At 35.0% G+C, this 12,752-nt stretch carries 8 protein-coding genes; 3 read left to right on the plus strand and 5 right to left on the minus strand.

Annotated elements, in window-relative coordinates; genetic code table 11:
* The coding region (locus tag CP370_RS00860; protein WP_233186309.1) for a KUP/HAK/KT family potassium transporter at positions 1-857 on the plus strand (857 nt) is incomplete at its 5' end.
* 148 nt (positions 858-1,005) lie between these two features.
* Complete coding sequence (locus CP370_RS00865) at positions 1,006-3,057, plus strand: KUP/HAK/KT family potassium transporter (protein WP_012845525.1); 2,052 nt, start codon at positions 1,006-1,008, stop codon at positions 3,055-3,057.
* Positions 3,058-3,153: 96 nt separating this feature from the next.
* On the opposite strand, the gene CP370_RS00870 is transcribed toward CP370_RS00865, so the two are convergent.
* The 5 genes from CP370_RS00870 to pfkB form a co-directional block, all read right to left on the minus strand.
* The gene (locus CP370_RS00870) at positions 3,154-4,812 is read right to left on the minus strand and encodes a phosphoenolpyruvate carboxykinase (ATP) (protein ID WP_087713360.1); all 1,659 of its coding nucleotides are present in this window, start codon (positions 4,810-4,812) and stop codon (positions 3,154-3,156) included.
* 199 nt (positions 4,813-5,011) lie between these two features.
* Positions 5,012-6,718 carry a cell division protein gene (locus CP370_RS00875; RefSeq protein ID WP_087713361.1) on the minus strand — a complete coding sequence of 569 codons (1,707 nt, stop codon included), beginning with the start codon at positions 6,716-6,718 and terminating at the stop codon, positions 5,012-5,014.
* A gap of 142 nt (positions 6,719-6,860) precedes the next feature.
* Complete coding sequence (locus tag CP370_RS00880) at positions 6,861-8,810, minus strand: M13 family metallopeptidase (RefSeq protein ID WP_087713362.1); 1,950 nt, start codon at positions 8,808-8,810, stop codon at positions 6,861-6,863.
* Between the two features lie 114 nt (positions 8,811-8,924).
* The gene (locus CP370_RS00885; protein ID WP_087713363.1) at positions 8,925-10,862 is read right to left on the minus strand and encodes a fructose-specific PTS transporter subunit EIIC; all 1,938 of its coding nucleotides are present in this window, start codon (positions 10,860-10,862) and stop codon (positions 8,925-8,927) included.
* Positions 10,863-10,879: 17 nt separating this feature from the next.
* The gene (gene pfkB / locus CP370_RS00890) at positions 10,880-11,806 is read right to left on the minus strand and encodes a 1-phosphofructokinase (protein WP_087713364.1); all 927 of its coding nucleotides are present in this window, start codon (positions 11,804-11,806) and stop codon (positions 10,880-10,882) included.
* A 121-nt stretch (positions 11,807-11,927) separates the two neighbouring features.
* On the opposite strand from pfkB, the gene CP370_RS00895 reads away from it, so the two are divergent.
* Positions 11,928-12,686: a MurR/RpiR family transcriptional regulator gene (locus CP370_RS00895; protein WP_011161362.1), complete on the plus strand. Its 759-nt coding sequence runs from the start codon at positions 11,928-11,930 to the stop codon at positions 12,684-12,686.
* The last annotated feature ends 66 nt before the right edge of the window (positions 12,687-12,752 follow it).

A 12,752-nucleotide genomic window follows, 5' to 3' on the forward strand; every position in this document is an offset into this window, starting at 1 on the left:
ATTTGGTCATAAGAAAACCCCCGAAATCCGTGTCCGAATTTCGAGGGTCACTACACATCTTGTTACGCTTATTTTTTCTATTTTTGTTCGGTGCAATTGAAAGTATGTTTTTAATTTCCAGTTTAGCTAAGTTTTTACATGGCGGTTATGTAACAGTAATTATTGCTGCCTTTATCGGTGCAATTATGTATATTTGGTATTTTGGTAACAAAGTTCGTGATAGACGCGAAGCTAAAAATGCTTACGTGCGTTTAGACGAATATATTTCTATGCTAAGTAATTTAAGTCATGATGATAGTGTACCCTTATATGCAACAAATTTAGTTTATATGGCTAAGGTTAAGTACAATAAGTTTATCAAGCGCGATATACTCTACTCAATTTTAGACAAACGTCCAAAACGGGCCCATGCATATTGGTTTGTCACTGTTAATGTAACTAACGAACCCTTTACCGCCGAATATGCAATCAATACTTACGGCACAAAAAACGTGATTAACGTTCAACTATATTTAGGTTTTAAGCAACAACAAAAAGTTAATGTTTATCTACGCCAAATAGTTCACGATCTAATTAAAGATGATACAATCGAATCTCAGCCACAAGAATACACCACGACTCCCGGTCGTGACGTTGGAGATTTTAAATTTGTAATTGTAAATGATGTGATTAGTCCACAAACTCAATTAAATACTTATGAAAAGTGGTTAGTTGAAAGTCGTGTCTGGCTTCAAAATTTATCTTCTAATCCTGCTGTTTGGTTTGGATTAGAATATGCTGATACAGTAGTTGAACGAATTCCATTAATCCTAGGCTCACAAAATATTAAATCAATTCAAAGAACTAAATTAAAATAAATATTTTTAATTAATCGCCTGCAGATACTTGCAACTCTTGCGCAAATAGATGAAAATAGATATGTTTAAAAAAAGAATGTCCTTTCGGCATTCTTTTTTACGTTATTGAATATTTAGCTATTTGGCTATTTATTGGGAGAATATAATAATGAATGAAAAAACACGGAAAAATATATCAGCCGCAGGCTTACTGATTGCTATTGGTATTGTCTACGGAGATATCGGAACAAGTCCGCTATACGTTATGAAATCAATTGTTGCCGGAAACGGCGGAATTGCGAACGTAAATCGCGACTTTATTGTAGGTTCTATTTCCTTAGTACTTTGGACAGTTACCCTGTTAACAACTTTGCAAACTGTCTTTATTGCCTTAAAAGCTACTAACCATGGTGAAGGTGGTATTTTTGCCCTCTATACTTTGGTCCGGAAACGAGCTAAGTGGCTTGTTCTTCCTGCTTTAATCGGTGGAGCGGCCATCTTAGCTGATGGTACTTTAACGCCTGCAGTTACTGTTACGACTGCGATTGAAGGATTAAAAGGAATTGAATTTGGTCATGGTAATGTTCCGGTTTCTACTCAGGGAACTGTTATTGCGATTACAGTAGTAATTCTTTTGCTTTTGTTCTCAATTCAACGAATGGGAACAAGTATTATTGGTAAGGCTTTTGGTCCAATCATGTTTATCTGGTTCACCTTCTTAGGTGTAATTGGATTAATGAATATGATGGGTGACCTTTCAATTTTGCAAGCTCTTAATCCATACTACGCAATTAAACTTTTATTCAGTCCATATAACAAGGCTGGAATCTTCATTTTAGGTTCTATCTTCCTTGCTACTACTGGTGCTGAAGCTTTGTACTCAGATGTTGGTCACGTTGGTAAGGGGAATATTATCGGTTCTTGGCCATATGTCTTTGTTTGTTTGTCACTTAACTACTTCGGTCAAGGTGTTTGGATTTTAAACAACCCTAACTACAATGCGGGAAATGGTGATTTCAACCCATTCTTCGAAATTATTCCACAAAACATTCGTTTAGCTGCGATTGTTTTAGCAACTATTGCAGCTGTTATTGCTTCACAAGCTTTAATTACTGGTTCATTTACTTTAGTAGCTGAAGCCAGTGGTTTGAAATTTTTACCAAGAATGAATATTATGTATCCTTCGACTAAGAAGGGACAGATTTATATTCCTTCAGTTAATAAAATGATTTGTGCAGCAACTATTGCAATTGTTCTTTTCTTCCAAACCTCAGCTCACATGGAAGCAGCTTATGGTTTGTCAATTACCATTTCAATGCTAATGACAACAATTCTGCTCTATGAATGGTTGGCAATGAAGGGTGTTCATACCATTTGGAATTGGCTCTTCTTAATTTTCTTTGGCTTCTTAGACGTAATGTTTATGTTAGCCAGCTTGAGCAAATTCATGCACGGTGGTTACGTTTCACTAGTCATTGCCGGATTCATCGGAATCATTATGTACGTTTGGTACTACGGTAATAAAATTAGAGACAAGCGTGAATCACGTAACGCTTATGTTCGTCTTGATGAATACGTCGACATGTTAACGAACTTAAGTCATGATGAAGACTATCCTACTTTTGCAACTAACTTAGTCTATATGGCAAAAGTTAAATACAATAAGTTTATTAAGAGAGAAATTCTCTATTCTATCTTAGATAAACGTCCTAAACGAGCACGCGCATATTGGTTTGTAACAGTTAATGTAACTAACGAGCCATTCACTGCTGAATACGCTGTTAACACTTACGGTACAAAGAATGTTATTAACGTTCAGCTCTTCCTTGGTTTTAAGCAGCAAACTAGCGTGAATGTTTACTTGCGTCAAATTGTTCATGACTTGATTGCAGATGGAACTATTGAATCTCAACCACAGGAATACACTACTACTCCTGGTAGAGATGTTGGTGACTTCTCATTCGTTATCGTTAACGATGTAATTAGTCCACAAACACAACTTAGAAGCTATGAAAAATTCCTAGTTGAAGCACGTGTATGGCTTCAAAATCTTTCCTCAAACCCTGCTTCATGGTTTGGCTTAGATTATGCAGATACAGTCATTGAACGTGTTCCATTGATTCTAGGAAATCAAAGAAGACAACACATTACTCGCATCCCTCCTAAGAAATTTGAAGATATTAAAAAGAAGCTTCAAGCTAAAGGAGAACTTAAAGAGTAAGGCAAGTTAATAGCTAACAAAAAGGCATCCCAATAAGGGATGCCTTTTTAGTGTTCAAATATAAAAATTTTTAAGAGGATTTCTAACTATGTTTAACTAATTTAATTCCTTAATAATACCTTCCAAGGTCTTCTTAGCTTCTTCTTGAATTGGTTGAGTAGGGTGTTCTTCATCATACTTATTCAACCAGTCTAACCGATCTTGCATTCTCTTAGCCAAAGTCTTTTGATATTCAGAGTCATCTAAGTGAACTTCATATCCTTCAATTGGCAAGTAAGATACACCCTTGAAGTTACCAAATTGCTTCCAGTCGCTATCTTTGATAGTGCCATTAGCAAGATCTTCAACTAACTTCTTTGTTACTTCCTTTGGAATATCCTTACCCATAAATGCATCAGTATTTAGAATGTAACAAGAAGCTCCACGCTTAGTAAATAATTCCTTAAAGTCTGAGTAGTCACCAGATACTGGGTAAGCACGGAATGGATCCGCAAATGGTTCAATTACCAAAGTATTCATATCAAAGCCCTTTGGTAAGTTTTCAGCACTAGTTCTCTTAGTTGCTAAAGTAAGTCCCATGGTAGTTGCTAGAACTGGATCATCAACATTTAAGATTGGTGGCAAAGAACCATCCTTCATAATCCAGAATAAGGCAGTGATTGGTGCATTTTCATAGTCAACTCTATGTGGTGAAGTATAACGTGTCTTAATAACACGACCATTATTGTTCCGAAGATCTTCAGTTACAATAACTTTTTTACCATCTTCATCTTGAGTAACTGCACAGTTCATAATTGTAGTGTAGTACTTAGTCTCATGGTGTCCTGCTGGATAGTCATGCGTCTTATCAAAGTATGAAGGCTCTAATGCTACTGAAGATCCATCTTCACGAGAAATAATAAATGCATCGTCGTGTAAAACAGTAATATCATATTTACCATCATACATTTCATGAGTCAAAGTAGATTTACCTGAACCAGATAAGCCATAGAAAGCAAATACTTTATCATCCTTATCCTTAAAGTGGAATGACTTTTCACCACCGTGACAAGCAGTATAACCGTTTCTGTGAGCCATAGCCCAAGCGAGAGTCAAAGTACCCTTCTTCAATTCACCGAAGTAGCGTAAGCCAAAGACTGCAGCACAGTTATGTGGAGCATCAAAGACACCAAAGCCTTTTGGATAGTCTTCATCTTGTGTATTTGGATCAAAGTAGAAGTAAATATCTCCTTCATCATATAATTTCGACTTCTTATAGATTTTTTCTGCTTCTTCATCAAAGAAGTGGAAGTTCAAGATATAGGAGAGCAAGTTAAAGGCTTGATCTTCTGGCATCATAATATGTGCTTTAACAGTAAAGCTTGGATCTAATCCTACTAAAACTGTTGCTTTTAAGAATTTTTGATCATGGCCCTTATAAATATCTTCACGTAAATTGCCTGCTAATGCTTCAGGATCCTCTTTTGGATCATCTACAAAGTGACGTGCACTTGCTGTTCTACCCAAGATTTTACCGTGATTATAAACTAATTGCTTTGCACCCTGTGGTAAACCGAGTTCTTTAGTATGTAAAATTGGTAGGTCAGTTTCGATAACACCAGATTGTTTTTTAGCTAAATTATAAGCTTCAGCAACACTAGTTACTTCGTGTACATTGTTACCATAAAAGGCAGATTCAATAGTAGAACGAACCCGACTAAATTTTTTGTTAGCTTTTCTTAACTCATCATGAGAATAACGTTCTTGTGTACTCAACTTAAATTTCCTCCTCTGAAACCATAGAAAGCGGTTTCAATTCTTACAGTTAAATGATAACATAACGAGCTTTCTATAGCCATGTATTAATTGAAAAATAAATTGATATTAATCGTAAATAACCCATACAAACAAAAAACAGTTTCCTAATAAATTGAACTTATTAAGGAACTGCTTTTGTATATGATTTCGATATCTTTTAATTGTTTTTATTATTTATAAATTTTTTACACAGTAAAAATACAATAACTAAAAGCCAAGAAATTAATGAAATTGCACTTATCACATAGAACCAGCTCGGCACTGCAAAGTGTAGAATAGCGCGATTTAATCCATCTTTTTGATCAACAATTGGATTTCCAATTACATTTTTAGCGCCGGAGAATATCTTACTATTCACTGTTAGTTCACTTTGCGTGTAAAGCACAACAGGTAAAACTATTTTATTATCTTTATTAGCCTTCCAAGATAATACTAAATCACCATTTTTAGTAACTCGGTGATCAAATTTTTGGTATCGCTCAACAACATTAACTTTATATAGATAAGCTGCATTTTGGTCAATCGACTTATCTTTCGTTGGTAAATAGTCTGGTAAATAATGCCACTTCAACATCTCTAGCATCTTGTCACTGGTTGATTGTTTAGAGACAACTTGAACTTGTGTATCTTTTTGACAAGCAACTGTGAAAATGTGGTTGGTAATTATATTTGGCACAGCTGCTTCTAAAAGTAAAATTGTTACCAAGCTAATGCCAACTGCTTTTGGCTTAACTCCCTCTTTTAGTAAGTAGTTAACCGTTAAAGCCATCCCCAGTAAAATCAATGGATATGCCACAACTGTTAATCTAAATGGAAACTGAAAGTAGGATTTTAAGCTTGGGAAAGCTCTTTGAACTAGTCCCCATGGAAAAACAAATGAAGATAAGCCTAATAAGACCGTACCCCAAATGGTTACAAAAGTATTTAGCTTATCTCGTTTATAGTGCATGACAACATAGATAAATTGCGCAATAATCAATAGGACAAAAATTGGCAAAATATAAGCAAATGCTGTTCCATATTCATTATGCCAAAGCATATGTGGTCGTAACCCACCGCGAGATAAATCAAATTCAGTAGTTGCAGAAAGGTGATTTGTAGGCATTAAAACTAAAAATGCACCAATTACATTTGCTGATAAAACAATAGTTCCTAAAACTGCCTTAATAAAGGGTAGCCAAACTTTTTTAGAATTATTGTTAATAATTAAAGAGTAGATAAAGAATGGAATCAGTAACAAGACTGCCATTAAGGTACTTAAGACATGGACTTGGATAAGCAGACTCATCACAATCATTAACTGAATCCAGTTAATTGGTTGTTTTTTATCGCAAATCATGCGAACGCCGCATAAAACAACTAGAGGTATTAGAGCCTGCCCCCACCCATTAAAAGAACTACGATTGATGAAGGCTGGAATCATCCCAATGTTAATATAGATAATTCCCATTACAGTAGCTAAAAGCTTATTAATACCTACCTGCTTTAGGAGGTAATACATACTGCCAGCACCCAATAAAGAAATTAGATAGGCTAAGATAACTTGATAGTTAAACCAATTACCAGCAATTAGAACTAAAATTCCATTAAAGTAGGCAAAAAGTGGTCCATAAATGGCATTAATAATTCTACCGCTCTGCTGAAAAGTAAAATTAGTTTGGAAAATGCTAAATATTCCACTTTTAAGCTGCATCCCTGCATCATAAAAGCGACTATAGTGAAATAAGGTATCAGCAGTGTCATCACTAGCTAAGATAGTGTGTGTAATTAGCTGCGGTGAAATGACTATGGTTGTAGCCAAGATGATTAATAAATATGGCCAGATGAATTGGCAAAATTTATTAGTTTTTATTTTTTCTAACATGTTTAACCTTTTCTAATTAAGAATATTATCTTAAGTGATAAGAATACCAATTCATAATATTATTAATAATTTCTTTTTGCAAACAATGAAAAAAGAACCAAACAGCTTTCGCTATTTGATTCTAAAATTAGTTTTTATTTTTTTACCAAATCACAACACGTTTTTCTGGATCTAACCACATACCATCCTCTGGCTTAACATCAAATGCCTTGTAGAACTCTTCTTGGCATTGTGATTGAACGTTAGCTCTTTCAGGACCAGGAGCATGAACATCAACTGAAACTTGTGTCTTAATTGATTCAGGAAGTTGCTTGTTTGCCCAAACACGAGCGAAGTTTTCAAATACTTCCTTCATGTTGCCATTTTCGCCCTTATTTGCTTCAACAGCTGCAGTTAAACCACCTTGGTCTGCAATATTTTCAGAAACAATTTGCTTACCATTTAAGGTAACTGGGCCATATTCAATTCCATTAAATAAGTCAATTTCGTCTTGCGTACGTTTCTTGAATTCTGCAAAGTCTTCGTCAGTCCACCAATTCTTCAAATTACCGAATTCGTCGAACTTAGCACCGTTGTTATCAAATGCGTGTGAAATTTCGTGCGCAATAACGACACCAATACCACCATAATTCAAGCTACGTGATTGCTTCAGGTCGTAGAATGGCTTTTGCAAAATTGCAGCTGGGAAGGTAATATCATTTCTCTGTGGATCGTAACATGCATTTACTAAGTTACCAGGCATAAGCCATACAGTTCGATCAACTGGTTGAGTTAGTTTTTCAAGGTTGTACTTAACTGATTCTACAGCAGCTGCGCTTTCATTAGAGTAAAGGCTACCGCCTTCTGCTTCAGGGACAACTTGAAGACGATCATAGATTTCTTCAATCTTTTCTGGATAACCAATCTTCAAAATCAAAGCACGTAATTTAACAATTGCTTTTTTCTTGGTGTCTTCAGATAGCCAGTCATTTTCAGAGATACGTTTTTCATAGACATCAATCATCTTATGAATCATATCTTCTACGTCAGCCTTAGCTTCAGCGCCAAAGTAAGTTTGACCGTAGTACACACCAACTACTTCGCTAAACATACCATTAGCTAAACGGTAAGCTTGCTTAGTACCAGAAGACAATTCTGGTTGGCCTGATAAAGCTTGACTAAATGGAAAAGCAGCTTCACGGAAGTCTTGAGAAAGATATGCAGCTACACCATTAATAAACTTAACAACCATCCAGCCTTTAATTTCATCAAAATTATCTTCGTTGATTAATTCCTCAACATGATCTAAGAATCTTGGTTCAGTGACTATAATTTTCTCAGGCTTTTGAGCAAATAAATTACTTAAGAAGTTGTCAATCTTAAAGCTATCAAACTTATCTTCAAATTCAGCTAAAGACATTGGATTGTACATTGCTGGGTAATCTGCCCATTCTTCAGTTGACTTAAGAACCTTGGAAAGTTTCTTATCAAACTTCAATGCATCTTCTACATACTTCTTAGCATCTTCTTCACTTACACCAGCCATCTTAAGTAAGTTTTCAGATTGATCTTGTAATACCTTCAATAAATCAGCTGCTGCAGGATTGTCATAAGTAGTAGTATCAGGCAAGAATAAACCAGGTCCGCCAAAGTACACAACATGAACTTTAGTATCCTTCATGTCAGCATCAACTGACACACTGATTGGTAAGTCAAAAGCATTCTTGTAAAAATCAGCTGCTCTTAAGTTAAGGTCAGCTAAATTACGTAAACTAGTGATTTCTTCAAGGTCAGCTTTAATTGGCTTTGCCCCATCTTCATTTCTCTTGTCAAAGTTATTAGCAATTTTGTAAAGTTCAACTGCTTTTTCAAAATTAGGAACATTTGACAATTTCTTTTTACCATCTGCAAAATCCGCAAAATCTTGCATTAAGCTCTTTTCAATGTTCAAATCAATGCCATCAAAAGAACTAATTCTTGAACGGTCTGAAGGAATTTTTGCTTTTTCAATCCATTCAGAGTTCACTGCTAAGTAAAGATTATCTTGTGGTCTTGCACTAAGATCGGGCTTAGTAATATCACCAGCACCGCCACGTACATTGAGTAATGTCATTAATAAAATTCCTCCTTGTAATTCATAAGTAGTTATATAAATGATATCATTATTAAAATTATTAGTCTATGATTAAACATAAAATAAAACTGCCATTTCTGGCAGTTTTATTTTTTAGTTGTTAGTAAACAAATTTTTAATTTCTTCTGGTATCTGAGCTTTTTTTAGTTTTTCAATGAAATCTTGATGTGTTAACAATTTAGCCGTATTAGACAAATATTGTAAATGCTTCTTACTATCCTTTTCAGGAATCAAAAATGAAATTACAGTATCAATCTTTTGTCCATCTAAAGAATCCCACTCAATCGGGTTCTTTAGCTTTAAAATTAACATAGATGACTGTTTAATAGCTGCAGATTGTGCATGCGGGATAGCAAAGCCATCTGTCATTCCAGTAGAATTTTCTTTTTCACGAACTAAATACTTGTCATAGACAGCTTGACTACTAGTAGCCAAACCATTTTTCACTGCTAAATTAGCTAAGTATTTTAAAGCTGAGTCTTTATTTGATACATCAACATTTACTTCAATATTTTGCGTTTCCAAAATATCATTTGGATTATAGTCCGTAACAGCCTTATCTTTTTCTACAGTTTTAGGCTTTTCGACATTTTCTTTTTTACCAAATACATCTAGATCAGGGCCATCTTCAAATTCTGGCTCTTTTTTTGCAAATCTACCAGCAATCAAAGCTAATAAGATTCCTGAAATGAATGAACCAATTACGATCCATAATACCCATAAAAATGGTTTGTTAACTAATGGCAAAATAATAAATCCACCATGAGGGGCTGGAACTTGAATTTTAGAGATATAAGTCAAAGCTGCCGCAATTGCTGATCCAACCATAAATGCAGGAATATTCCATAAAGGATGCTTTGCAGCAAATGGAATAGCACCCTCCGTAATATGGGTTGATCCTAGTAGAAAATTAACATAACCAGCTGTACGTTCATTCTTGGAATATGCCTTCTTATTTAATAAAACTGCAAAGCCAGTTGCTAAAGGTGGAGCAATACATGCAGCAGATACACCGGCCATAAAGTAGTAGTTACCTTGTGCTAGTAAGGCTGTACCTGTTACATAAGCAGCCTTATTAATTGGTCCACCAAAGTCAGATGCACACATTACACCAATAATAATACCTAGAAGAATCGGACTAGAATTTTCAAATCCCTTTAACCAGGACATCATACCCGTATTAATTGCTTTAATTGGTCCATTTAACCAAAACATAATTGCACCAGTAATGAATACACCTAAAACTGGAAGTAAAAAAATTGACTTTAGTCCTCTAAATTCTTTATCGGGAAGTGGTTTTAACAATCTCTGAAGTAAGAGAACTACAATTGCTGCTAGATAACCACCAATAATAGCTCCTAAGAAACCACCGCTGCCAACACTTGTAATCATCCCAGCCGCAAAACCAACGACTAGGCCTGATCTTTTAGCTAACGCTTCAGCAATAAAAGCACCTAAAACTGGGACCATCAAGCCCATTGTTGTACTACCAATTGTATTTAACATATAAGCAAATTGATTATACTGACTGCTCTTAGGATCAGCAGAATAAATTCCCCAGAAAAATGAGACAGCAATTAGCACACCACCTGCTACAACAAAAGGTAACATGTGGGAAACACCATTCATTAAAGACGTGTAAATTTTAGTTCCTAAATTTTCAGCGCTATTTCCAGCTGTAGAAGATTTTTTAGCTGGTTGTCCAGGTTTGTAAATAGGTGTATCGGGATTTAGGGCTTCCTTAATTAGTGTCTCTGGTTCTTTTATTCCTTTGGCAACGGGTACAATTACCACTCTTTTACCAGCAAAACGGTCTGGATCAACATCTACATCTGAAGCAATCACTACGCCCTTAGCATTCTTTATTTCTTCTGGTGAAAGTTCATGCTCAACACCAGTTTGACCATGGGTTTCAATTTTAATTGAATACCCTAATTTTTCAGCAGCTTTCTCTAATGCTTCTTCAGCCATAAAAGTATGTGCTACACCAGTTGCACACCCAGTTGCTCCGACTAAATCATATTGAGTCATCTTTTTCATCCCTTCTATTACTTAACTTCACTTACGTGAATCTCATTTAAATATTTTTCTAGTTCAAAATCTGTTAGTCCCATGCGACTCGCAGTATCACTACCAGCAGCTATTGCAAATTTCAATGCCTCTATCGTGTTACATCCCAATTCTCTTTTTCCAATAAATGTACCGAGCATGGTATCTCCAGCTCCAGCTGTGTTGATGACTGAAATTTTAGGAGCATTACCAAAATAAGCATGATTCTTATCAATTAGGGCCGCTCCCGAATCTCCAAGAGAGACTAAAACATTTTTACAACCGGCATCAATCAGCTTTCTAGCTAGTTTAATAATTTTTTCTTGATCCAATTTTTCATTTAAATCAAAAAAACTAGCTAATTCTTGATCATTTGGTTTTAGTAAATAAGGATGATAAGGCAAAGTATCTAAAACTGCCTTAGAACTAGAGTCAATTACTAGTTTTACTTTTTTATCAGCCATAACTTTGGCAATTTTAACTAAGTAGTCTTGGTTAATCCCTCTAGAAAAACTTCCTGAAATAATTAAAGTATCGCTTTCTTTTAGCGTTGTCCTTAAATACTTTAAAAATTGCTCTTGAACTTTTTCACTTACTTCTGGACCAGGATTTACTTCCTTATATTCTCGATTTTGATCTATTACCCGAGTAAAGACATTAATTCTAGTCGGTTCCTCAACCTTAAGAAAATTATTGCTGATGCCTTTTTCTGTTAAACCTGCTGTAATGTAATCAAGTGTAAAGCCGCCTCCGATTCCGGTCGCCACATTTTCTATACCCATTTTTTTCAAAATAAATGATACATTCACACCCTTACCATTAGGTTGAAGCTCAAAGTTCTCAGTTCTATTAACAATATTTGGCTCTAATTTTTTAGTAATAATTACCAAATCAATCGCTGGATTAAGTGTTATTGTATAAATCATGAGCTTTTCTCCTTTTCTTACCGCTTACATTATTAGTATACTTAGATAAGAAGGTAAGGTTTTTCTAAAATGAAAGCGTTTTATTAAATAAGTGGTAAAGTTTTACAGAGAGGGTACATACATGCAAAATAATGATCTTAGTAATGCAGAACTCCATTTGTGGGAAACAGTTCAAAAAAATCCACAAAAAATTGCAAAAATGTCGATTGTTAAATTAAGTCAATTTGCTCATGTTTCAACTGCTACAATCGTCAGGACTATGCAAAAAATGGGCTATAGCGGCTATACATCTTACCGAGAGTCACTAAAATTGCAGGACCGTTCTAATAGTAATTTTGATGTCTTAAATGATGCAGACGATAAAATTAAGAGTGTGATTACCAAAAATGAAATTGAAATGAACAACACCCTCCATAATCTTAGCTACAGTAACATTGAAGATAGTATTTCAATGACTAAACAAGCAAAGGTGGTCTATATTTTCGCACGTGGTCTATCGGAATCAATTGGACAAGAAATTATGGTTAAACTGCAATTAACAGGTAAATATGTTGAATTTCATTCGGATCCAAATATTATTAAGACGGCGTCTAAAAGAATTAAAGAAGATGCATTGGTTATTTTTATTAGCTTAAATGGTAATACTCCCGAATTAGTTGAAGCTGCACAAAATTTATCACGTCATGATGTTCCTACTATTACCTTTACCACTAATCCTAATGGACAACTTGCTTCGCTTTCGACATTGACTTTTATGGGCTACATGTCAAAAACCAATTATTTTCCTGATTATGAGGTACGCTCTAGATTACCCTTACAAATCATGACCCGTATTTTTTCAGATGCATATTCAGTTAGAACCGGTTTTGCTAGACAATAAAAAAGAGTTGATAATCTTCGTTTTTCAACGTTGATCTATCAACTCTTTTTCTATCGATATATAATT

This window comes from Lactobacillus sp. UMNPBX19, assembly GCF_002553805.1.
Classification (GTDB): domain Bacteria; phylum Bacillota; class Bacilli; order Lactobacillales; family Lactobacillaceae; genus Lactobacillus.

Excerpts from the sequence above, each read along its gene's own strand:
- CP370_RS00885 (WP_087713363.1), bottom strand. The coding sequence starts at position 10,862 with ATGACTCAATATGATTTAGTCGGAGCAACTGGGTGTGCAACTGGTGTA.
- CP370_RS00865 (WP_012845525.1), top strand. The coding sequence starts at position 1,006 with ATGAATGAAAAAACACGGAAAAATATATCAGCCGCAGGCTTACTGATT.
- CP370_RS00880 (WP_087713362.1), bottom strand. The coding sequence starts at position 8,810 with ATGACATTACTCAATGTACGTGGCGGTGCTGGTGATATTACTAAGCCC.
- CP370_RS00875 (WP_087713361.1), bottom strand. The coding sequence starts at position 6,718 with ATGTTAGAAAAAATAAAAACTAATAAATTTTGCCAATTCATCTGGCCA.
- pfkB (WP_087713364.1), bottom strand. The coding sequence starts at position 11,806 with ATGATTTATACAATAACACTTAATCCAGCGATTGATTTGGTAATTATT.
- CP370_RS00895 (WP_011161362.1), top strand. The coding sequence starts at position 11,928 with ATGCAAAATAATGATCTTAGTAATGCAGAACTCCATTTGTGGGAAACA.